General features: G+C 73.5%; 20 protein-coding genes and 2 pseudogenes. 11 read left to right on the forward strand and 11 right to left on the reverse strand.

All coding sequences use genetic code 11. From position 1 onward, the window contains the following. The first annotated feature begins 59 nt into the window (after positions 1–59). Together LIU39_RS21695 and LIU39_RS21700 are read left to right on the forward strand one after the other, a co-directional pair. Complete coding sequence (locus tag LIU39_RS21695) at positions 60–800, forward strand: 3-keto-5-aminohexanoate cleavage protein (protein ID WP_227048487.1); 741 nt, start codon at positions 60–62, stop codon at positions 798–800. A gap of 205 nt (positions 801–1,005) precedes the next feature. Next, on the forward strand, positions 1,006–2,448 hold the full coding sequence (locus tag LIU39_RS21700) for an amidase (RefSeq protein ID WP_227048488.1): 1,443 nt from the start codon (positions 1,006–1,008) through the stop codon (positions 2,446–2,448). Positions 2,449–2,464: 16 nt separating this feature from the next. Here the strand turns inward: LIU39_RS21700 and soxR are convergent, their stop codons facing one another. Further along, complete coding sequence (soxR, locus tag LIU39_RS21705; protein WP_227048489.1) at positions 2,465–3,079, reverse strand: redox-sensitive transcriptional activator SoxR; 615 nt, start codon at positions 3,077–3,079, stop codon at positions 2,465–2,467. 164 nt (positions 3,080–3,243) lie between these two features. Here soxR and LIU39_RS21710 point away from each other — a divergent pair, with 164 nt between their 5' ends. Further along, complete coding sequence (locus tag LIU39_RS21710; protein WP_227048490.1) at positions 3,244–3,705, forward strand: MaoC family dehydratase; 462 nt, start codon at positions 3,244–3,246, stop codon at positions 3,703–3,705. Between the two features lie 67 nt (positions 3,706–3,772). Here the strand turns inward: LIU39_RS21710 and LIU39_RS21715 are convergent, their stop codons facing one another. From LIU39_RS21715 to LIU39_RS35640, 3 genes and pseudogenes are all read right to left on the reverse strand, one after another. Beyond that, entirely contained in the window at positions 3,773–4,402 is a 630-nt protein-coding gene (locus LIU39_RS21715) for a TetR/AcrR family transcriptional regulator (protein ID WP_227048491.1), read from the reverse strand. A gap of 128 nt (positions 4,403–4,530) precedes the next feature. Next, a pseudogene (locus LIU39_RS21720) lies at positions 4,531–4,683 on the reverse strand (acyl-CoA dehydrogenase family protein); the annotation flags it as partial. Positions 4,684–4,710: 27 nt separating this feature from the next. Further along, a pseudogene (locus LIU39_RS35640) lies at positions 4,711–4,770 on the reverse strand (hypothetical protein); the annotation flags it as partial. A 141-nt stretch (positions 4,771–4,911) separates the two neighbouring features. On the opposite strand from LIU39_RS35640, the gene LIU39_RS21725 reads away from it, so the two are divergent. Together LIU39_RS21725 and LIU39_RS21730 are read left to right on the forward strand one after the other, a co-directional pair. Further along, complete coding sequence (locus tag LIU39_RS21725) at positions 4,912–5,556, forward strand: TetR/AcrR family transcriptional regulator (RefSeq protein WP_227048492.1); 645 nt, start codon at positions 4,912–4,914, stop codon at positions 5,554–5,556. Between the two features lie 206 nt (positions 5,557–5,762). Further along, entirely contained in the window at positions 5,763–6,752 is a 990-nt protein-coding gene (locus LIU39_RS21730; protein WP_227048493.1) for an urea transporter, read from the forward strand. Positions 6,753–6,777: 25 nt separating this feature from the next. On the opposite strand, the gene LIU39_RS21735 is transcribed toward LIU39_RS21730, so the two are convergent. The 3 genes from LIU39_RS21735 to LIU39_RS21745 all read right to left on the reverse strand — a co-directional run bounded on the left by LIU39_RS21735 (position 6,778) and on the right by LIU39_RS21745 (position 10,189). Then, positions 6,778–7,860 (reverse strand): Zn-dependent alcohol dehydrogenase, encoded by a 1,083-nt coding sequence (locus tag LIU39_RS21735; RefSeq protein WP_227048494.1) that lies wholly within the window; start codon positions 7,858–7,860, stop codon positions 6,778–6,780. Positions 7,861–7,924: 64 nt separating this feature from the next. After that, positions 7,925–9,319, reverse strand: coding sequence for an aldehyde dehydrogenase family protein (locus LIU39_RS21740; protein WP_227048495.1), 1,395 nt, complete (start codon positions 9,317–9,319; stop codon positions 7,925–7,927). 186 nt (positions 9,320–9,505) lie between these two features. Next, complete coding sequence (locus LIU39_RS21745; RefSeq protein ID WP_227048496.1) at positions 9,506–10,189, reverse strand: TetR/AcrR family transcriptional regulator; 684 nt, start codon at positions 10,187–10,189, stop codon at positions 9,506–9,508. Between the two features lie 232 nt (positions 10,190–10,421). Here LIU39_RS21745 and hmgA point away from each other — a divergent pair, with 232 nt between their 5' ends. Then, the gene (gene hmgA, locus LIU39_RS21750; RefSeq protein ID WP_227048497.1) at positions 10,422–11,759 is read left to right on the forward strand and encodes a homogentisate 1,2-dioxygenase; all 1,338 of its coding nucleotides are present in this window, start codon (positions 10,422–10,424) and stop codon (positions 11,757–11,759) included. 35 nt (positions 11,760–11,794) lie between these two features. Continuing rightward, positions 11,795–12,544, forward strand: a complete 750-nt coding sequence (locus tag LIU39_RS21755) for a GntR family transcriptional regulator (RefSeq protein WP_227048498.1) — start codon at positions 11,795–11,797, stop codon at positions 12,542–12,544. Between the two features lie 11 nt (positions 12,545–12,555). Here the strand turns inward: LIU39_RS21755 and LIU39_RS21760 are convergent, their stop codons facing one another. After that, on the reverse strand, positions 12,556–13,917 hold the full coding sequence (locus tag LIU39_RS21760) for an MFS transporter (RefSeq protein ID WP_227048499.1): 1,362 nt from the start codon (positions 13,915–13,917) through the stop codon (positions 12,556–12,558). Between the two features lie 221 nt (positions 13,918–14,138). Here LIU39_RS21760 and LIU39_RS21765 point away from each other — a divergent pair, with 221 nt between their 5' ends. After that, positions 14,139–15,374, forward strand: a complete 1,236-nt coding sequence (locus tag LIU39_RS21765) for a type ISP restriction/modification enzyme (RefSeq protein WP_227048500.1) — start codon at positions 14,139–14,141, stop codon at positions 15,372–15,374. Between the two features lie 22 nt (positions 15,375–15,396). Here LIU39_RS21765 and LIU39_RS21770 read toward each other — a convergent pair whose 3' ends face one another. Beyond that, positions 15,397–16,137 (reverse strand): TetR/AcrR family transcriptional regulator, encoded by a 741-nt coding sequence (locus tag LIU39_RS21770; protein ID WP_227048501.1) that lies wholly within the window; start codon positions 16,135–16,137, stop codon positions 15,397–15,399. A 64-nt stretch (positions 16,138–16,201) separates the two neighbouring features. Here LIU39_RS21770 and LIU39_RS21775 point away from each other — a divergent pair, with 64 nt between their 5' ends. Both LIU39_RS21775 and LIU39_RS21780 read left to right on the forward strand, forming a co-directional pair. Then, positions 16,202–17,164 carry an ATP-binding cassette domain-containing protein gene (locus LIU39_RS21775; RefSeq protein ID WP_227048502.1) on the forward strand — a complete coding sequence of 321 codons (963 nt, stop codon included), beginning with the start codon at positions 16,202–16,204 and terminating at the stop codon, positions 17,162–17,164. Beyond that, positions 17,161–17,973: an ABC transporter permease gene (locus LIU39_RS21780; protein WP_227048503.1), complete on the forward strand. Its 813-nt coding sequence runs from the start codon at positions 17,161–17,163 to the stop codon at positions 17,971–17,973. Before LIU39_RS21775 ends, LIU39_RS21780 begins: the two co-directional genes overlap by 4 nt. A 164-nt stretch (positions 17,974–18,137) precedes the next feature. Here the strand turns inward: LIU39_RS21780 and LIU39_RS21785 are convergent, their stop codons facing one another. Next, positions 18,138–18,401 carry a hypothetical protein gene (locus LIU39_RS21785; RefSeq protein ID WP_227048504.1) on the reverse strand — a complete coding sequence of 88 codons (264 nt, stop codon included), beginning with the start codon at positions 18,399–18,401 and terminating at the stop codon, positions 18,138–18,140. 246 nt (positions 18,402–18,647) lie between these two features. Continuing rightward, positions 18,648–19,454, reverse strand: coding sequence for an SGNH/GDSL hydrolase family protein (locus LIU39_RS21790; RefSeq protein WP_227048505.1), 807 nt, complete (start codon positions 19,452–19,454; stop codon positions 18,648–18,650). A 247-nt stretch (positions 19,455–19,701) separates the two neighbouring features. On the opposite strand from LIU39_RS21790, the gene LIU39_RS21795 reads away from it, so the two are divergent. After that, a complete protein-coding gene (locus tag LIU39_RS21795; protein ID WP_227048506.1) occupies positions 19,702–20,814 on the forward strand; it encodes a DUF5925 domain-containing protein in 1,113 nt (370 codons plus the stop codon). Positions 20,815–20,866: the final 52 nt, after the last annotated feature.

A 20,866-nucleotide genomic window follows, 5' to 3' on the forward strand; every position in this document is an offset into this window, starting at 1 on the left:
CGGCCGGTTCCGTCGGACGGCCGGGCGCCGTTGTCAGACCCTTGCGGCACTATCGAGGCATGATGCAAGCCTGTCTCAACGGGCCCCGGACCGCGGCGGATTCCGGAGCGGTCCCCCTGTCGCCCGCCGCGCTCGCCGAGGCCGCGCGGCGCGCCGTCGCGGCCGGCGCCGAGGACGTCCATGTCCACCCCAAGACCCCCTGCGGCACGGATTCCCTCTCGCCGCGCGTCCTCGCCCCGGTACTGGAGGCGATACGCGCGGCGGTCGACGTACCGGTGGGGGTGACGACGGGGGCGTGGGCCGAGCCGGATCCCGCCCGCCGGGTGGCGCGCATCCGGGCGTGGACGGCGCTGCCCGACCACGCGTCGGTGAACTGGCATGAGCCGGGCGCCGATGAGGTGGCCGCCGCTCTGCTGGCGCGCGGCATCGGCGTCGAGGCCGGCGTGTGGTCCGGCACGGCGGGAGCGGAGCACTTCGCCCGCTCCGCGCTGGCGCCGCGGGTCCTGCGGGTGCTGGCCGAGGTGACCGACACGGACCCCGCGTCGGCGCCCCGGACCGCACAGGCGCTGCTGGCGGCCCTGGCGGGCATACCGCACGGCCGCCCGGTGCTGCTGCACGGCTGGGACGGCGGGGCCTGGCCGGTACTGCGACTGGCCTGCCGCCTCGGCCTGGCCACCCGCATCGGGATCGAGGACACCCTGCTGCTGCCCGACGGCGCCCCCGCGACCGACAACGCTCAACTGATCGTTTCCGCACAGCAGTTGGCGTATGTCACCGCCGGTGAGGGCGGACGAGGCTGACGCGGCCGCCGCGGAACCGGGCCCCGCCCACGCTCCGGCGCCGCCGCCGGACGGCATCCGGGCGGCCGTTCCCCACGCCCCGGCGCGGCCTTTACGATCTCGCCGGGAACTGAAACAACTGTTCACGGGCCGTCCCTCGCCGGCGGCGGCCCGACCGCCGGTGCGGCAGCAGGGCCGTACGGGCACGCACGAGAGGGTGAAGTCCATGGCCGAGCTGCACGATCTGACTGCACTCGAACAGGCCGGGAGCATCAGGTCGGGGGCGCTCTCTCCCGTCGAACTGACCGAGCACTACCTCGCGCGGATCGAGCGGCTCGACGACACCCTGGGGGCGTTCCTCACCCGCACCCCGGAGATCGCCCGCAAACAGGCGGCCGAGGCGGAGAGCGAGGCCACCGCCGCCCGCAGAGAGGGCCGCGCGCTGCCGCCGCTGCACGGCGTACCGGTGCCGGTGAAGGACCTGTCGCAGGTCGCCGACGTGCGCTGCACGATGGGTTCGCGTGCCTTCGCCGACCACATCGCCCCGGCCGACGACCACGTCGCGGGAAAGCTCCGCGCGGCCGGCACGATCCTGCTCGGCAAGACCAACACCCCCGAATTCGGCCTCCCTTGCTACACCGAGAACGCCCTGGCGCCGCCCGCCCGCACCCCGTGGGACCTGGAGCGGTCGGCGGGCGGTTCGAGCGGCGGCGCGGCCGCCGCCGTCGCCGGGGGCCTGGCGCCGCTCGCGCACGCGTCCGACGGCGGCGGTTCGATCCGTATCCCGGCCGCGGCCTGCGGCCTGTTCGGCATCAAGCCCAGCCGCGGCCGGGTCAGTTCGGGGCCGCTGCTGCACGACATCACCGGCCTGAGCACGTCGGGGCCCCTGGGCCGTACGGTCGCGGACACGGCGGCGCTGCTGGACGTCCTGTCCGGCCCGATGCCGGGCGACCCGTACACCGCACCCGCACTGCCGCCCGGCGAGACCTTCGCCGCACAGGCCGGACGCGACCCCGGGCGGCTGCGCATCGCGGTGCTCGCGGACGCCCCCGTCCCCGGCATCGACGTGCACGACGACTGCCGGGCAGCCGTCGCCGGGACCGCCGCACTGCTGTCGGAGCTGGGCCATCAGGTCGAGGAGCTGTCCCTGCCCGCCGACGACGGCCTCCTGCAGTCCTTCACCCGCGTCTGGTCGGTGATCGCGGCGATGCGCCCGGTGCCGCCGGAGCGCGAGGAACTGCTGATGCCGCTCACCCGCCATCTGCGCAAGCGCGGCGGCGAGGTGACGGGCACAGATCTCGCGGGCGCGCTGCACGCGTTCCGGATGCTCGCCCAGACCGTCGCCGACGGCCTGATGCCGCCCGGCGGCGGATACGACATGATCCTCTCGCCGACGGTCGCCGCGCCGGCGCCGAAGATCGGCGCGCTGCGCAACGACGCCGACCCGCGGGCCGAGTTCGCCGCCATCGGCGCGTTCACGCCGTTCGCCGCGCTCTACAACGCCACCGGTCAGCCCGCGGTCAGCGTGCCGCTGCACTGGACCGCCGCCGGCCTGCCGATCGGCGTGATGTTCGGCGGCCGGTACGGCGACGAAGCCGGGCTGATAGCCCTGGCGGCGCAGCTGGAGCAGGCCAGGCCCTGGGCGGCGCGCAAGCCGTCCCTGTGGTGACCGGCCCGCGCCCCCGCTACGGCTCGCGCGGCTCCGTCCCGCCGCGGGGCGCGGTGCACGGGCCGGTGGCCGCCGGCCCGCCGGAGCCCTCCGCGTCCTCGGCCGGGCCGCAGCCGCCCGCGGCCGTGCGTCCGGTCCGTGCCCCCTTGCCCGCGGTCACGGGGTCCTTGGCGGTCCGGTCGACGCGCAGCCGCCGGGCGCCGGGGCCCTGTTCGCCGAGGTTGTCGTAGGGGTTGGACAGCGCGCAGCGCTCCAGCGAGAGGCAGCCGCAGCCGATGCAGTCGGTCAACCGGTCCCGCAGTTCGACGAGTTGACTGATCCGCTCGTCGAGTTCGGAGCGCCACACCTCGGAGAGCCTGGCCCAGTCGTCGTGGTTGGGGGTGCGCTCGTCGGGCAGCTCGGCGAGCGCGTCCCTGATCACCGCGAGCGGGATCCCGACCCGCTGCGCGGCCCGCACGAAGGCGACCCTGCGCAGCGCGTCACGGGTGTAGCGGCGCTGGTTGCCGGCCGTCCGGGTGCTGCTGATCAGCCCCTTGGACTCGTAGAAATGCAGCGCGGACACCGCGGCCCCGCTGCGCGCGGAGAGCTGGCCGACGGTGAGTTCATGAACCTTGAACGGAAGCTGAGGCACGGCTCAACCCTAGGCGGTGTCGTGAAATCCGGCCGCCCGCCCGGATCACCGGCATCCGTTGACAGCGGGTGCCCGCACTCAGCATGCTGAGCAAGCGCTTAGTGAACGCACGGACGCGGCGGAGCGGGTGTCCGGCGCGCGGATCCTTCAGGAGGCAGACGGAGATGGCAGAGCCCCGAGTGTTTGGATCGCTCGACGAGCTGCGGGCCGCGGTCGGCGAGGACCTGGGCACCACCGACTGGCTGGAGATCGACCAGAAGCGGATCGATCTGTTCGCCGAGGCGACCGGCGACCACCAGTGGATCCACGTCGACGAGGAGAAGGCCGCGGCCGGACCGTTCGGCACCACCATCGCGCACGGTTACCTGACGCTGTCGCTGCTGCCCGCGTTCGTCCCGCAGCTGATGCGCGTCGACAACGTGAAGATGGGCATCAACTACGGCACGAACAAGGTGCGTTTCCCCGCCACCGTCCCGGTCGGCTCCCGGCTGCGCGCCACCGCCAGGATCGCCGAGGTCACCGAGGTCACCGGGGGTGTGCAGCTCGCGACGACGGTGACGATCGAGCGGGAGGGCGGCGACAAGCCGGTCTGCGTCGCCGAGGCGGTCAGCCGCTTCTACCTCTGAGCCGTGCCGTGCGGCGCGCCGGACGGGCGAGCCGCACGGCGCCACCGCCCGCTCCGGCCGGCCGCGCTCAGGCCACGTCGGCGCCCACCATCCGCAGCACCAGGTCCGCGTACAGCGCGCCGACCTCGTCGGGGGTACGCGGCCCGTCGGCGGCAAACCACCGGGCGACGTCCACGCACAACGACAGCACGGCGAGCGTGGTGCCCGGCACGTCGTCGGCCTTGAACTCCCCGCTGTCCGCGCCGTCCTGGATGATCTGGCGCAGCAGCCGGTCGGTCCTGCGGCGCTGGCCGGTGATCTCGGCGTAGTGCTCGGGGCCGAGCGCCTGGAGTTCGTACTGGATGACCCGGGCGGTGGTGTGGTGTTCGGCGTGCCAGCGGGCGAAGGTCCGCACCGCGCCGGTCAGCCGCTCGGCGGCGCTGCCGCCCGCGCCGGCCGCTGCGCCCATGATGCGCAGCGCCTTCTCGTGGCCGATGCCGCTGATGCGGTAGAGCAGCTCTTCCTTGGTCTTGTAGTGGATGTAGAGCGCGGCGGGGCTCATCCCGGCCCGGCCGGCGATGTCGCGGGTGGTGGTGGCGTGATAGCCGCGCTCGGCGAACGCCTCGACGGCGGCGCCGACCAGCCGCCGTGCGGCATCCGGAGTCACGTCGGCCCACTCCTCGCCGGTCTGCGCCGCCCCCTGCGCCTCCGCGTCCATCGCACACCCCGCTTCTCGGCCCGCCGCGGGCCTTCCGCCGACGGATCGCACACCTTACCGCGCCACTGAGCGCACGCTTAGGAACGCCCGGTGCGCCCGTGGGACCACGCGCCGCGCGGCAGGGCGCATCAGGCACGGGCCCAGAAGGCCGGGACGCCCGTCAGCGCGCGCCCTGTGACCAGCTTCCGGATCTGGCTCGCGCCCTCGTACAGGGTCATCACACGGGCGTCGCGCAACAGCCTGCCGACGGGGCACCCGTCGATGTGGCCGGAGCCGCCGTACTCCTCGGGGACGGTGAGCCCCAGGAAGCCGACCCCGCCGAGTTTCCCGACGATGGCGCGGTCGACCTGTTCGGCGCGCGGTCCCAGCCGACGGCGTGCGGGGTGATCCCGCGGTCGACGAAGTCCTTGACGAGCCGCTGGACGGCGGGCGGGCGGGCGCGGCGGATCCGCGGAGCCGCCATAATTAGCGCTGCTAGTTTTCCGGGAGCGGCCTCTACCATGTGCGGCATGGCCCGTCCCCGCAAGCCCCTGCTGAGCCGCGAGCGCATCGTCACCACCGCGCTGGCGCTCATCGACGCGGAAGGGCTCCCGGCACTCTCCACCCGGCGGCTGGCCTCGGAACTCGGCGTGAGCGGGCCCTCGCTCTACAACCACTTCACGACCAAGGACGAGATCCTCGACGCGGTCGCCGACACGGTCATCGCGAAGGTCGACGTGTCGACCTTCGCGGCCGGCGGCGACTGGCGGGCCGGGCTGCTCGACTGGGCCCGCTCCTACCGCGCGGCGCTCGCCGCCCACCCGCACATCGTGCCGTTCCTCGCCCAGGGGCCGGGCCGCCGCCCCGCGGGCCTGAAGATGGCCGACGCGGCCTTCGGCGGCATGGTCGACGCGGGGTGGCCGCCGGGCACGGCGACCCGGGTCTGCGCGATGGTCCGCTACTTCGTGGCCGGCTCCGCCCTCGGCTCGTTCGCCCTCGGCTTCGTCGACGACCCGAGCGCCTACGATCCCGCCGACTACCCCCATCTCGGCCGGGCCCACCTCCTGGCCGAGCACCAACGCCGGGTCGACGAGGGGGCGTTCGAGGCCGGCCTGCTCGCACTGATCGACGGGCTCGCCCTGCACCACCCCGGCCTCACCCCGCCGCCCGGATAGCGCGGCACCCCCGCCCTGCGACGGCGGGGCGGGACCGGACCGCGCGATGACGCCGCCGACCGCAGCACGCCCCCTCACCGACAGACCCGCCCCACCTCCACTACCCCACACGTACCTTGCACCCCACCCGTAACATTCACAGGTCATAGATGTAGAGTGCACCAGTCCCTGACGGGCAGGGGCAGCGTCAGGGAGCGGGAGGCGCCATGCGCCAGCTGGCAACGGTCGAAAGCCGTGACACCACAGGGCGATGGCAGCCCTTCGCCGTCGAAGTGCTGCGCGGCCAGGCGCAGGTCGACTTCCTGCCGAGTGCGCTCACCGGCGCCCTCTTCTCCGTCGCACTGTTCGCCGCGGGCTGGGAGTACGGCCTCTACGGGCTCATCGGCACGGCGGTCGGGACGGCCACCGCCCGCCTGCTGGGTGTCACCGAGAGCCGGATCACCACCGGCCTCGAAGGGTTCAACGCCTGCCTGGTGTCGGTCGGATTCGCGGTCTTCCTCGGTGCCGACCACTTCTCGACGGTGCTGCTCGCGCTGGCCGGCAGCGCGGTGGTCACCGTCGTCACCGGCGCCGTCGCGCGGGTGCTGGCGACCTGGGACCTGCCGACCTTCACCCTGCCGTACTGCCTGATGGCGAGCGCCATGACGATCGCGGCGCCCGGCTTCGAACGGGTCTGGCACCACGGCACCGGCCTGGCCGCGCTGACCCATCCCGCCGGCGGCCCCGTCGCGCTGAGTCCGACCGACCTGTGGCACGCCTTCTTCGCCAACTTCGCCCAGATCTTCTTCATGCCGCAGTGGTACGTCGGGCTGATCTTCCTGATCGGCATCTTCACGGCCAGCCGCCTCGCCGGTGCGATGGCCTGCGTGGGCAGCGCGGTGGGCATCCTCACCTCCTGGATGCTGGGCGCGCCCGCAGCGGAGGTGGCCGAGGGCACCATGGGCTACAACGCGGTGCTGGTCGCGATGGCGCTGTGCGGGGTCTTCCTCGTCGCCGACGCCTGGAGCCTGGGCTACGCGGTGGCCGGCGCGGTCGCGGCCACCGGACTGAGTTCGGCGATGGCCGCCCTCTTCGCGCCGTCCGGCGGCCACACCTTCACCTGGCCGTTCGTCCTGGTCACGATGGTCTTCCTGGTGGCCGCGCCGACCTTCCCGCGGCTGCGCAGGACCGGAGCCGCGCCGGCGGACGCCGCCTGAGCGCACATCGCCTGGCGGCCATCCGTCAGTACACGATCAGGGCCCGGCCGCCCCTGCCCGCGAGCATCGCGTCGAAGGCGTCCGGGATGCCGTCCAGGCCGATCCGCTCGGTGACCAGCGCGGAGAGGTCGAGCGCCCCGCTGCGGACGTGCCCGGCGATGACCGGCAGGTCCTGGGCGGGGTCACTGTTGCCGTAGACACAGCCGGACAAGGTGCGGCCGAAGTAGAAGAGTTCCAGCGCCGAGAAGGTCACCTGCTGGTCCTGGCCGCCGATGCCGACGACGGTGGTCCGGCCGCCGCGGCGGGTGGACGACCAGGCGGTGCGGATGGTCTGCGCGCGGCCGACGCACTCCACCGCGACGTCGGCGCCGTGCCCGCCGGTCAGCTTGCGGATCCGCTTGGCGGTGTCCTCGCCCGCCACCACGAACTCGGTGGCCCCCGCCGAGCGGGCCAGCTCCTCCTTCTCCGCCGAGACGTCCACCGCCACGATCGGGCCCGCGCCCGCGATCCGGGCCGCCTGGAGCGTGGCCAGGCCGACCCCGCCGACGCCGAACACCGCGACCGACTCGCCGGCCCGCACCCGGGCGCTGTGGTGCACGGCGCCCCAGCCGGTCAGCACGGCGCAGCCGAGCAGCGCGCCATCGGCCAGCGGCACGCCGTCCGGCAACGGCAGCGCGGCCGTCGCGGGCACCACGGTCTCCTCGGCGAAGGCCGCGGTGCCCAGGCCCGGGTAGAGCGGGCTGCCGTCGGCGGCGAGCGTGGCGTACGGGACGCTCGCCGCGGCGCCCGCGTGGGCGCAGAGCCAGGGCTCGGCGAGCCGGCAGAAGTGGCAGTCGCCGCAGGACGGCGCCCAGTTGAGGACCACCTCGTCGCCGGGCACCACCCGCGTCACCCCCTCGCCGACGGCGGTGACCGTGCCCGCGCCCTCGTGCCCCAGGACGGCGGGCGCGGGCTGGCGCAGGGTGCCGTTGGAGAGCGAGAGGTCGGAGTGGCAGACACCGGCCGCGGCGAGCCTGATCCGGACCTGCCCGGGGCCGGGATCGGGCAGGTCGATGTCGGTGAGCTGCAACGGGGCGTTGACGGCGGGCAGTACGACGGCGCGGACCACGGGTTCTCCTCGGTGCGGAGGCGGGCGGGACGGGCGGGGGCGGCGCAGGCCCCGCCGGATCAGATCAGAACTGCAGCGACTTCGTCTGGAGGTACTCGGCCAGGCCGTGCGGGCCCAGCTCCCTGCCGATGCCCGACTGCTTGTAACCGCCGAACGGGGCGAGCGGGTTGAAGCGTCCGCCGTTGATGTCGACCTGCCCGGTCTCCAGGCGGCGGGCGAAGGCCACGGCCTCCGCGTCGTCGCCCGCCCAGACCGCGCCGGCCAGGCCGTAGACCGTGCCGTTGGCGATGCGGACGGCGTCGTCCTCGTCCTCGTAGCGCAGGATCGACAGCACCGGGCCGAAGATCTCCTCCTGCGCGAGGGTCATGTCGGGGGTGACGTCGGCGAAGACGGTGGGCGAGACGTAGTAGCCGTCCGGGCGTGGCGCGTCGGGGCCGCCGGCGACGAGGCGGGCGCCCTGCCCGATGCCCTGCTCGATGTAGCCGCGCACCCGGTCCCGCTGCCCGGCGCTCACCACAGGGCCGATCCGCTCGCCCGGGACGTACTTGGCGGCCGCCGCCGTGGCCAGCTCCACGGCCTCGTCGTACTGTTCCGCGTGGACCAGCATCCGGGTCCAGGCGCTGCACGTCTGGCCGGAGTTGGCCATCACATTGGCGACGCCGACGGCGACCGCCCTGGCGAGGTCGGCGCTCGGCAGGATCACGTTGGCGGACTTGCCGCCCAGCTCCAGCGCGACCCGTTTGACGGCGGCACCGGCCAGCGCGCCGATCTTCCTGCCGACGGCGGTGGAGCCGGTGAAGGACACCAGGTCCACCCCTTCGTGCCCGGCGAGCGCCGCGCCGGCTTCCGGGCCCAGGCCGGTGACGAGGTTGAAGACACCGGCCGGGACACCCGCCGCGTCGGCGCACTCGGCGAACAGCCGGGCGACCAGCGGGGTGTCCTCGGCCGGCTTGAGCACGACCGTGCAGCCCGCCGCGAGCGCCGGGGCGACCTTGGCGACGATCTGGTGCAGCGGGTAGTTCCACGGGGTGATCGCGCCGACCACGCCGACCGGTTCGAGCAGTACCGTCGAGTTGCCGATGCGCTCCTCGAAGGCGTACGAGGCGGCCAGTTCGGCGTACGAACCGCAGACGGCGACGGGGATTCCCGCGTGCACGGTGCGGCTGAAGGCGAGCGGCGAGCCCAGCTCCGCCGTGACGGTCTCGGCGATCTCATCGGCGCGGGCGGCGAGTTGGTCGCGCAGTGCGGTCAGCAGGGCGGCGCGGGCGGCGGGTGCGGTGGCCGCCCAGCCCGGCAGAGCGGCGCGCGCGGCCCGGACCGCGGCGTCGACGTCCCGGTCCGATCCGGCGGGGACGGTGGCGATGACCTTCCCGTCGGCCGGACCGACGACCTCGATCGTGCCGCTGCCCGCCGCGGGCCGCCAGCTTCCGTCGATGTACATCCCGTCGTGCTGCTTCACGTCGTGGTCCTCCCGGGCCTGCTGGTGCGCGTCGCCCCAAACTAGCGCCGGTAGTTTTTCGGCGCCAGAGCATCCGGGCGCGGGGCGGCGGTGCCGGCGCGTTCTTCCCCAAGCTCTCCACCACGTTCGAGCAGGGGAGACCCAATCCCCCGGCGCGAGGGCCCGGTAGGCGGGCACAACACCAGGTCACGCGGAAGAGTGTGGTTCCGCTCCGGGCGGGCCCTCCGGCGGCCGTGCGCCCGCCCATCGCGGCGCCTCCTCGCCGCCCAGATAGCGCCCCAGGTAGGAGCGCAGCAGCTCCTTCGTCTCGGTGACGATCGCCGGGTCGCCGCCGGGATCCGCCCGGAAGGCGAGCTGGAGCAGGGCGTCCGCCGCCTCCACGCCGACGAGGAAGGCGGTACGCAGCCGTTCGTCGGCCGCGTCGACGCCGAGCCGTCCGGCGAGCAGGCCCAGCAGCCGGTCGGCGACCGCGTGGTTGGCCTGCCGGGACGTGCGCGGCGCGGGGACGGTGAACTCGACCAGGGCGAAGCCGGGCACGGTCCGCTTCATCGCGAGGTATTCGTCGACCACCACGTCCATCGCGCGACGCCAGGCGACCGGCCCGCCCGGTGCGGCCAGCCGCTGGGTGATGCGGTCCGCGTAGGTGTCGAGGTTGCGCCCGGCCAGCGCCTCGGCCATCGCCCGCTTGTTGGGGAAGAAACGGTAGACGGAGCCGATCGGGACCTCGGCGCGGCCGGCCACGGCGCGGGTGCTGAGGCCCTCGTACCCGGACTCCTCCAGCACCTCGGCGCAGGCGTCGAGGATGCGGGCCAGGCGCTGGGCGCTGCGACGCTGGACGGGGACGCGGCGGAGCGGAGTGGGCTGCTGCACGGTTCCATCCTGCCCGCCGGGCGGGCGGGTTGACACGGTCGCCCGGATGCCGGTGCCGCGCGGCGGTTCGCGGCCGGGGGCGGGGGCGCGGGGGCCGGGGCGGCGCACAGTGGGGCGTCGGCCGGGTGCGGAGCGCCGATATCCGGCCAGGCGGGCCGGGAGTCTCCGTTGACGGCCTCCGGAGTCAATCCTAATGTCTTGCATAGGATTCCTTGAGCGGCGGGAGCGCGCGATGACAGGCACAGGCACGGAGCGGGCAGGGAAGACCACCACCGGAGCACCGGAGGAGCTGTCGTACTCCACCGGATTCGGCAACGAACACAGCTCGGAAGCGGTCGCCGGCGCCCTGCCCGAAGGCCGCAACTCCCCGCAGCGCGCCCCCTTGGGCCTGTACGCCGAGCAGCTCAGCGGCTCGGCCTTCACCGAACCGCGCGTGCACAACCACCGCTCCTGGCTCTACCGCATCCGCCCGTCGGCCGCGCACCCGCCGTTCGTCCGCGCCCCGCAGCGCGCGGTCCGCTCGGCACCGTTCACCGACTGCGCCGCCGACCCCAACCGGCTGCGCTGGAACCCGCTCCCCGAGCCGTCAGGACCGGCCGACTTCCTGGACGGCCTGTGGACCCTCGGCGGCAACGGCGACGCGACCCGGCGCACCGGCATGGCGGTACATCTGTTTCACGCCAACTCCCCGATGACCGACCGGGTGTTCAGCGACGCGGACGGCGAGCTGCTGATCGTGCCGGAGCGCGGCGCGCTGCTGCTGCGCACCGAGTTCGGGCTGCTGCGGGCCGCGCCCGGTGAGGTGGCGCTGATCCCGCGCGGCGTCCGCTTCCGCGTCGAACTGCCGGACGGCAGCGCGCGCGGCTACGTCTGCGAGAACTACGGCCGGCCCTTCCAGCTGCCCGACCTCGGCCCGATCGGCGCCAACGGCCTGGCCAACGCAAGGGACTTCCGTGCCCCCGTGGCCGCGTACGAGGACGTGGAGCGGCCCGTCGAGGTCGTCAACAAGTTCTGCGGCAACCTCTGGTCCGCGACCTACGACCACTCACCGCTCGATGTCGTCGCCTGGCACGGCAACCACGTCCCGTACGTCTACGACCTGCACCGCTTCAACGTCATCGGCTCGATCAGCTACGACCACCCGGACCCGTCCATCTTCACCGTCCTCACCTCGCCTTCGGACACCCCGGGCCTGGCCGGCGTGGACTTCGTCGTCTTCGCGCCGCGCTGGCTGGTCGGCGAGGACACCTTCCGGCCGCCCTACTTCCACCGCAACGTCATGACCGAGTACATGGGCCTGATCGAGGGCGCGTACGACGCCAAGGCGGAGGGCTTCGTGCCGGGCGGCGGGTCGCTGCACAACATGATGTCGGCGCACGGGCCCGACCGGGAGACGTACGACCGCGCGAGCGCGGCCGAGCTGAAGCCGCAGAAGATCGACGACGGCCTGGCCTTCATGTTCGAGACCCGCTGGCCGCTGACGCTCACCGAACAGGCCCGCGACGCCGGACACCTCCAGCGCGGCTACGACGGCGTATGGCAAGGTCTCCAGCGCCACTTCCGCCCGTGACGCCGGGCCACACTCTGCACACCGGGGAACGCTCTGTGACCACCTTCGCCCCCGACTCGCTCGCCCTGAACCGCAAGCTGCCGCTGTGGTACCAGGTCTCGCAGTCGCTGCGCGCCTCCATACTGGGCCGCTCCCCCGACGCACCGCTGCGCCTGCCGACCGAGGACGCGCTGGCCGTGCACTACGGCGTGAGCGTGCTGACCATGCGCCAGGCGCTCAAGGAGCTGGAGACGGAGGGCCTGATCAGCCGCCACCGGCGCCGCGGCACGTTCATCGAGCCGAGCGCCCTGCGCGGCGCCCCGGTGCGGCTGCTGGGTTCGGTGGACGCCATCGTGGCCCAGCAGTCCGGCATGAGCACCGAGCTGCTGGAGCACGGCAGCACCCCCCTGCCGTCCGAACTGTCCGAGTATTTCCCGGACATGACGGAGGTGGCCGGCTACCGCAGGCTGCGCAGCGACGAGGAGACCGGCGAGCCGACCAACCACGCGCGCAACTACGTACGCCCCGACGTCGCGGCCCGTATCGACCTCGCCGACCTGGCGCGCTGGCCGATGACGAAGGTACTGCGGGACGCGGTGGGCATCCGCATCAGCCGGATCACCGACACCGTCGAGGCCCGGCTCGCCGACCCCGAAACCGCCGCGCTGCTCCAGGTGCCGCTGCTCAGCCCGATCCTGCACTACACCGGCATCACGTACGACGAAGCGGGCCTGGCGGTCGACGTCGCCCGGATCCACTACCGCGGCGACCGCTTCTCGTTCACGGTCACCATGGACGCCCACTGAGCCGCGCGGCCTCAGATCCGCTCCAGGCTGCGGCCGGTGGCGCGCGGCCCGAACAGCGCCACGTCGAGGCAGAGCAGCACCATCAGGACGGCGGAGCCGGTGAAGACGCCGACCGCGCCGATGTCGGTGAGCACGCTCAGCGCGACGAACGGCAGCACGACCGAGGTGAGCCGGGACAGCGAGTAGGCGATGCCGATGGCGCTGCTGCGCAGGCCGGTCGGGAAGATCTCGGTCTGGTAGACGTGGAAGGCGTTGGAGAAGACGTTGCTGCACACCGTCAGCAGGAAGCCGAAGGCGACGATGGCCCAGGGGGCGGCGGCGAAGCCGAAGGCCAGGCCGCAGGCGGCGATGCCGAGCGCCGACGCGATGATCAGCGTCCGGCGCTCGATGCGGTCGATCAGGGGGATGGAGAGCGCCGCGCCGATCGGGTAGCCGCTGAAGCCGAGCGCCGCGTACAGCAGCGAATCGGTGACCGTGTAGCCCTTGGCGGTGAGCACGACCGGGGCCAGTGAGCCGAAGCCGTAGTAGCCGACGGTCTGGAGCACCTGGAAGACCCACCACATCAGCGTGCGCCGCCGCAGGTCACCGCGGAACATCTCGCCCAGCGGCACCCGCCGCTCGGGCACCGAATCCGTCTCCGGGACGGACGGCAGCGTCCCGCCGGTCTCCCGCGCCACCCGCTCCTCGATGTCCCCCACGATCCGCTCCGCCTCCGCGTCACGCCCCTGGACGGTGAGCCAGCGCGGCGATTCGGGGAGCCGGCTGCGCATCAGCTGGATGAAGACGGCGCCCAGCGCGCCGGCGATCAGCAGCCAGCGCCAGCCGGCCAGGCCCAGCACCTGGTGCGCGGCCACCAGCCGGGCGCCGAGCAGGGCCGCGACCGGGACGCCGACGAAGCCGAAGGTGTAGGCGTAGGCGACGTAGCGGCCGCGCACCGCGCGCGGCAGGAACTCCGCGAGGTAGGTGTCCACCAGCACCAGTTCGGCGCCGAGCCCCAGGCCCGCGAGGAAGCGCAGCACCAGCAGCGATCCGAGGTCGGGCGCGAACGCGGACAGCAGCGAGAAGAGGGAGTAGGCACCGAGGTTGACCAGGAACATCCGGCGCCTGCCGAGCCGGTCGGCGAGCACCGACAGGACGTTCGCGCCGACGAACATCCCGAGGAACCCGGCGGCGATCACCCAGGATTTCGCCGTGTGCCCGAGGTGCCACTGTTCGGCGAGCACCGCGGCCAGCACCCCGCCGAGGAAGATCTCGTAGAGGTCGAAGAAGGCGCCGATGCCGACGGTGAGCGTGAGGCGGCGGTGCCAGCGCGAGCCCGGCAGCCGGTCGAGCCGTGCGGCGGCCCGGGTGCCGGCAACGGTGGTGTCCGTCAAGGCGGTCCTCCCCTGAGAAGATCCCGGCGCACGGCGGAGGGCGGCACCCGCACCGTGCCTCCGGCGTACGGCGAGGACCGTACCCCCCAAGATCAGCCGGCGGAAGCCCGCCCGCTGCCGGGCCTCCGGGCAGCGGGCGGGACCTCGGCGGGGCCCGGCGCGAGGCGCCCTGCCCTGGTTACGATGCCGGGGTCAACCGAACGGTCCGGGAGGGGCTCCGCGTGACGGCGAAGCAGGACGCGCCACGGCTGTCCGAACTGCTGCCCTGGTCCGTTGCGCCACTGCGGCCCGGCCGCTCCTGGGTGATGGCGCCCGACCCCGCGGTGCTGCGCAGCCGCTGGAAGGCGCTGGTCGGCGCCGCGGACCCGGCCGAACGCGCCCGGCTCGTCGGCCCGTCCAGGGCCCGTACGCTGCACTCCGCCGTCGGCCAGCTCCCCGGCCAGGCCACCGCCACCGGACGCCTCGCACGGGCGGACGGCGCCTGCCCCGAGCCGGTACGGATCACCCACGGACCCTTCGACCAGCAGTGGTTGCTGCCCGACCACCGGCTGATCGACGCCGCACGGCCGGAGTTGTGGCGGGTGGCGGACGGGCGCCAGCTCTTCGCCGTGGAGTGGGCCCAGGTGCCGCAGGCCCCCGGCCCGGCCGTGGTGTGTTCCGCGGTGCTGCCGGACGGCCGCTCGCCGGCCGGCCGCCCCGGCCGGATCCGCCCCCTGTACCGCAGGCCGGGCGGCCGGGAGCCGAACCTCGCGCCGGGCCTGGCCGGGCTGCTCGCCGACCGGCTGGGCCACCGCGCCGACCCGGCCGACCTGCTCGCCTGGATCACCGCGTGCTGCCACCACTCCCCCGAAGGCTGCGTGGTGCCGCTGACCGCGGACCCGGAACTCTGGGAGCGCGGAGTCGCCCTGGGCGAACAGCTGTTGTGGCTCCAGACCCGCGGCGCGCACGACCGCGGCGGCCCGGCGGGCGAGCGGCCCCGGATGCCCGGCGGCCGCCGCCCGTACGTACGGGCCGCGCTGCCCGCCCGCGGCCTTCCGCAGACCCTCGGCTACGACCCGGACGAGGAGGCGCTGCTGCTCGGCACCGGCCGCATCGCACCGGTGCCGGCCGGCGTCTGGGAGTTCCACGCCGGCGGGGTGCGCGTCCTGGAGACGTGGTTCGCCGCGCGATCGGGCGCGGACGCGGACGAGGCGGCGGGGCTCGCGGCGCTGCGGCCCACGGCCTGGCCGCAGGAGTGGACGTCGGAGCTGCTGGAGCTGGTCACCGTGCTGGCGCTGCTGGCCGAACTGGAGCCGTGCCGCGCGGAGTTGCTGCAACACACGGCGGACGGGCCGCGGATCGGCGCCGACGCACTGCGGGCGGCGGGCGTCCTGCCGCCTCCGGACGCCGCGCGCCGCCCGGCGTCCGTCCTGGACCATCAGGAGGAAGGCCCGGAGGGGCAGTTCGCGCTGCTGTGAGCCGGGCCGCGCGCCCGGCCGCTCATCGTCCCTCCGGCTCCGGCCCGGCCGACCCCGCGTATCCGTCCAGCACTCGCCCGATCACCCGGTCGAACACCTCGTCCGCCGCGGGCACGCTGCTGTCCGCGAACACCCGCGCGAGCCGCGGGTGGCGCCCGTCGGCGACGATCCGGGCGAGGTATCCGGCCTGCGCGGCCCGGTGCTGTTCGAGGGTGTGCCCGGACTCCTTGGCCCGCTCGGCAGTGGCGAGTTCGGACGAGGCCATGGAGATGACGGTGCCGTTGACCATCGCGATCAGCTCCATCTTGAGCCCGTCGTCGAGCCCGCTGTCCGCCAGCGCCGCGAGGGCGAACTCCAGGTAGCTCAGGGCGTTGGGGCCGAGGAAGTTGTGCGACAGCACGGCACCGGCCAGCCAGGGGTGCCGGCGCATCATGGCGCGTTCCTGGTGGGCGAGTTGCAGCAGATCGGCACGCCAGTCGCCGGACGGCTCGGCGGGCAGCTCGTACTCGCCGCCGACCAGATCGACCATCAGGTCGACCAGATCACCCTTGCTCGGTACGTAGTTGTACAGCGACATCGTCGCGCAGCCCACCGCCGTCGCCACCCGGCGCATCGACACCGCCGCGAGGCCGCCCTCGTCGGCGATGCGCACCGCGGCGGCGGCGATCTCGTCACGGGTGAAGGCGGGACGGGGGCCACGGCCGGTGCGCTCGGGGCGCGCCCAGATCACGTCGGGTCCGGCCGCGCGGCCGCTTGCTGCCATGAATCGATCACCTCACCCACCATCCTAGTTACGTACACCGTACGTCGTGGGGTACGGTGCCGCCATGACTTCTACGTACGCCGTACATAGTGAAGGTCTGGAGAAGCGCTTCGGCGCGGTCCACGCGTTGCGCGGACTGGATCTGGCGGTCCCCGAAGGCAGCATCTGCGGGCTGCTCGGCCCCAACGGAGCCGGCAAGACGACCGCCGTCCGCATCCTCACCACCCTCAGCACCCCCACCGCAGGCACCGCCCGCGTCGCCGGACACGACGTCACAGGCGATCCCCGCGCGGTCCGCCGCAGCATCGGCCTCACCGGGCAGTACGCCTCCGTCGACGGGGACCTGACCGGCCGGGAGAACCTGCGGCTCTTCGGCAGGCTCCAGGGCCTGCGCGGCGCCGCAGCCCGCCACCGGGCCGACGAACTGCTGGAGCGCTTCGCACTCACCGACGCCGCCGACCGCCCGTCGCGCACCTATTCCGGCGGTATGCGCCGCCGGCTCGACCTCGCCGCCTGCCTGCTCACCGAGCCGCCGGTGCTCTTCCTTGACGAGCCGACCACCGGCCTGGACCCGCAGAGCCGGGAATCCATCTGGGAGGGCGTGCGCCAACTGACCCGTGGCGGCTCGACCGTGCTGCTGACCACGCAGTACCTAGAGGAGGCCGACCGGCTCGCCGACGAGATCGTCGTCATCGACCACGGCACGGTCACCGCCACCGGCACCCCGGACACCCTCAAGGCCGCGATCGGCTCCTACGTCGAGGTGGTGGTGCGCAGCACCGAGGCGCTGCCGGACGCCGGGCGGGTGCTCGGCGCGCTCACCGGCGGCGAACCGGTGCTCGACCGGGCCGCGGCCACCGCCGGCGCCGCCACCACCGATCCGGCGCTCACCCTGCCCCGCGTGGTGCGCGAACTGGACGCCGCCGGGGTCGCACTGCTCGACGCCACGGTGCGCCGCCCCACCCTCGACGAGGTGTTCCTGCGGCTGACCCGCCGCACCACGACCGACAAGGAGACCGCGGCATGAGCGACCTCACCGCCACCCTCGGCAGTTCCCCGCGCGATGCCATCGCGATGCTCGGCCGCTATCTGACCCGCATGCGGCACGCCCCCGGCATGCTGGTCATCACCCTGGTGGCGCCGCTGGCGATGCTGGTGCTGTTCGGCTACCTCTTCGGCAGCGCGATCGGCATTCCGGGCGGCGGCAACTACCGCGAGTACCTGGTGCCCGGACTGTTCGTCTCGGTCGCCGCGAACGGCATCCTCACCGGCATGATCTCCACCGCCCAGGACCAGCAGCGGGGGGTCATGGACCGGTTCCGCACCCTGCCGATGAGCCGGTTCGCCGTGCCGTTCGGGCAGACCGCGTCCGAGGTCCTGGTGGCGGCGGCCGGGCTGCTGCCGCTGGCGCTCGCCGGGCTCGCGGTCGGCTGGCGGGTGCGCGGCACGGCGGGTGCGGCGCTCGGCGCGTTCGCCCTGCTGCTGCTCTTCCGCTGGGCCGCCGCGTGGATCGGCCAGTACCTCGGCATGCTCGCCAAGAGCGAGGAGACGGCCGGTCAGCTCGCGAGCCTGACGTTCATGCTGCCGATGGTCTCCAACACCTACGTGCCCACCGAGGGCATGCCGGGCTGGCTGCGCTTCCTGGCGGACTGGAACCCGATCAGCTCGGTCGTCGCCGCCTGCCGCGAGCTGTTCGGCAACGCGGCACCCGTGGCCGCCGCCGATGCCGCCTGGCCGCTGCACCATCCGGTCACCGCGGCGCTGCTCTGGTCACTGCTGCTGCTCGCCGTCTTCATCCCGCTCTGCGTCCACAGGTACACGCACACCGACCGCTGAGCTGCGCCGGGCGGGGTGCCGGGGCCGGCGCCGCACGCAAGAAAACCACCCGTCGCGAAGAACGGGTGGTGAGGGCGGGGAGCCGCCCCGGGCCTGACGAGCGATCGGATCGCCGCGCCACGCCGGGACGGCGCGGTCGCCGGGGTGTCCGCCTCAACCGTGGGTCAGCTGTGGCCGCCGAACAGCGAACGCCGCAGCCTGCGCAGCGGCGCGAACAGCGACACCCGTGCGCCGCGGCTCCGCCTCGTGCGCGAGTGGTCACGAGCCGTCAGCTCCTGCATCAGCGAGGTAGCACCCTGGGCCTCGCGCTGCGGGATGGCAGGGCCGCCCAGCACCGCGAGATGACGGTCGAGGCGCGCACTGGACGCACCGCTTTTGCATGTGATGGCAGGGACTCGCGCCCTGCTGCGCACTGTTATCTGTTCCATGACTCTCCCCACCCTACGAGGGCACCCGGCCCCGGGCAGGGTAACCCTATCTCTCCTGGAGGACACACGTGCAGACCGGCCAACGGATTCACCTGCCCCAGCATGACGTTGACGGACACCCTACGGAACACCCCGTACAGGGCTGCCATCAGGGCGAGTTGGCCCACCATGGCCCGGTTCCTGGTGGTTGACGCACAGGGGGAGGACCCGGACGGCAGGCCCTCCCCCACGGCGGCGAGCGGCGGACTACACCGCGGAGCCGAACACCGGAAGGTAGCCGTCCGACTGCCCGGCGGCGGTGGGGTGGTACGACTCGTCGACCGGCACCGTGACACTGTGCAACCACGGGTCGCCCGAGCAGAGTTCGTGGCCGGCGAAGGTGGAGTTGACGTCGGCGAAGGTGAAGCCGTGGTCGGCGGCGCGCTTGGCGGTGACGGTGTTGATGCTGTCGGCCGCACCGTTGATCGCGCTGCGGGACTTCTCGGAGAGGCCGACGGAGCAGCTACCGCCGATCTTGTAGAAGTGCGGATAGCCGAGCACCACCACGTGCGCGGACGGGGCCTTCTGCGCAATCGCGCCGTACACCCCGTCGAGCTGTCCCGGCAGGGTTTTGTCGATGTAGTCGACGGCCTGTGCCACCCGGGCGAGGCAGGCGCTCTCGCCCTGGAGCGCACAGGTCGTCATGGTGTCGGCGAACCCGGCGTCGTTGCCGCCGATGCTGATGCTCACCACACCGGTCGAGGCGCTCAGTGGCCCGAGCTGGCCGCTGGTCACGTCACCCGTGCGAGCGCCGGAGCAGGCGACGAAGTCGAAGGACGAGGGCGAATGGGCGGCGGCCCACAGGGCGGGGTACGCCTTGGTGCTGCGTTTGCAGCTGCCGCTGCCGCTGTCGTAGCTGCCGGAGCCGACGCCGGCCGCATAGGAATCGCCGAGTGCCACATAGCCGGTGGCCAGGGGTCGTTCGGCGGATACGGCGGCGCTCGCGCCGGTCAGCGCGAGCGCCAGGGTGACGAAGAAGGCGGATGCCATCGCCGCAATACGGGACAGTCTCATGGAACCTCCCCAGAGGCAGGATCTCTGCCAACTCCGTGGTAGCAGGACTCACGGGTAACCGGAAGCGTTCATGTCAAAAGTCGTGGAGAGTTCACGGCAAATCCCCCCATCCGTGGGGGTGTTCGTACGCCGTTCGGCGGCGCCCCCACCACTCCCATCCGCCCCACGTTCCCCCGACGCCGCCCCTCCGTCCCGTCCGTCGCGATATTCCGTGTACGCGGCGGCCGGTCTGGCGGATCATGGCGGCATGAGTGCCGACCCCGTCCCGCCGAGTGCCGCCGAGAAGTCCCTGCCGCTCCGCCTGACCATGGACGACAGTGACTCGCCTTCCGACGTCGTGGACGCCCTCTTCCTGGGGCGGTTCGCCAACGGCGACCAGCCGTACTCCCGCAGCCGGTCGGTGGACCGGGTGAGGTCCGGCCACACCCTGCTGCCGCCGGGCAGCACGGTGCTCCGCTCCGCACGCGACGACGACCGCAGCGCCACCCTCGCGGAGGGCGCGGGGTTCACGGTGCTGGTCTCCCGCTGGAACCGCGGCGCGGACGTGACGGTCACCGCCGTCAGCGACCAGCTCGCCGAAAAGGTGCTCGGCCAGGCGGCCGACGGCGCCGAGGACGAGCCGGAACCGCAGCCGGAGAACGTCCCCATGGGCTTCTGGTACCTCTCGCCCCGCCGCGGGCCGCACCGCACGAGCCGGCAGATCTCGGCGGGCACCTGGGAGGAGGTCCGCGGCAACTACACCGCCCCGGTGGCCGGCGCGCTGGACACGCTGATGAAGGTGGTCCCCGAGGAGATCTCCGGACGGCTGCTGTTGCTGCACGGCCCGCCCGGTACGGGCAAGACCTCGGCGCTGCGTACCCTGGCCCGCTCCTGGCGTGACTGGTGCCAGGTGGACTGCGTGCTCGACCCGGAGCGGCTGTTCAACGACGTCGGCTACCTCATGGACATCGCCATCGGCGAGGACGACAGCACCGGCAAGGGCCGCTGGCGGCTGCTCCTGCTGGAGGACTGCGACGAGCTGATCCGCGGCGAGGCCAAGCACACCGCGGGCCAGGCGCTCTCCCGGCTGCTCAATCTCACCGATGGGCTGCTGGGCCAGGGCCGCAACGTCCTCGTGGCGGTCACCACCAACGAAGACCTGGAGCGCATGCACCCCGCGGTGGTCCGCCCAGGCCGCTGCCTGGCCCGCATCGAGATGGGCCCGCTGACCCGTACCGAAGCGGTCGGCTGGCTCGGCACGGAAGAAGGGGTCGGCCGCGAGGGCGCCTCCCTCGCCGAGCTGTACGCCCTGCGCCGGGGCACCCGCCCGGCCTCCGTCCCGTCCCAGGACGCCGGCCAGGACGCCGGGATGTACCTGTAAGTCCCGCCCCCTCCCGCGGGTCGGGCCGACCGCCCGCGGGCAGCGGCGGGCC

The organism is Streptomyces pinistramenti, from assembly GCF_020564935.1.
GTDB lineage: Bacteria > Actinomycetota > Actinomycetes > Streptomycetales > Streptomycetaceae > Streptomyces > Streptomyces pinistramenti.

Excerpts from the sequence above, each read along its gene's own strand:
- LIU39_RS21695 (WP_227048487.1), top strand. The coding sequence starts at position 60 with ATGATGCAAGCCTGTCTCAACGGGCCCCGGACCGCGGCGGATTCCGGA.
- LIU39_RS21730 (WP_227048493.1), top strand. The coding sequence starts at position 5,763 with ATGCGCCAGCTGGCAACGGTCGAAAGCCGTGACACCACAGGGCGATGG.
- LIU39_RS21775 (WP_227048502.1), top strand. The coding sequence starts at position 16,202 with ATGACTTCTACGTACGCCGTACATAGTGAAGGTCTGGAGAAGCGCTTC.
- LIU39_RS21780 (WP_227048503.1), top strand. The coding sequence starts at position 17,161 with ATGAGCGACCTCACCGCCACCCTCGGCAGTTCCCCGCGCGATGCCATC.
- LIU39_RS21770 (WP_227048501.1), bottom strand. The coding sequence starts at position 16,137 with ATGGCAGCAAGCGGCCGCGCGGCCGGACCCGACGTGATCTGGGCGCGC.
- LIU39_RS21785 (WP_227048504.1), bottom strand. The coding sequence starts at position 18,401 with ATGGAACAGATAACAGTGCGCAGCAGGGCGCGAGTCCCTGCCATCACA.
- LIU39_RS21715 (WP_227048491.1), bottom strand. The coding sequence starts at position 4,402 with ATGGACGCGGAGGCGCAGGGGGCGGCGCAGACCGGCGAGGAGTGGGCC.
- LIU39_RS21725 (WP_227048492.1), top strand. The coding sequence starts at position 4,912 with ATGGCCCGTCCCCGCAAGCCCCTGCTGAGCCGCGAGCGCATCGTCACC.
- LIU39_RS21790 (WP_227048505.1), bottom strand. The coding sequence starts at position 19,454 with ATGAGACTGTCCCGTATTGCGGCGATGGCATCCGCCTTCTTCGTCACC.
- LIU39_RS21710 (WP_227048490.1), top strand. The coding sequence starts at position 3,244 with ATGGCAGAGCCCCGAGTGTTTGGATCGCTCGACGAGCTGCGGGCCGCG.
- LIU39_RS21795 (WP_227048506.1), top strand. The coding sequence starts at position 19,702 with ATGAGTGCCGACCCCGTCCCGCCGAGTGCCGCCGAGAAGTCCCTGCCG.
- LIU39_RS21700 (WP_227048488.1), top strand. The coding sequence starts at position 1,006 with ATGGCCGAGCTGCACGATCTGACTGCACTCGAACAGGCCGGGAGCATC.
- hmgA (WP_227048497.1), top strand. The coding sequence starts at position 10,422 with ATGACAGGCACAGGCACGGAGCGGGCAGGGAAGACCACCACCGGAGCA.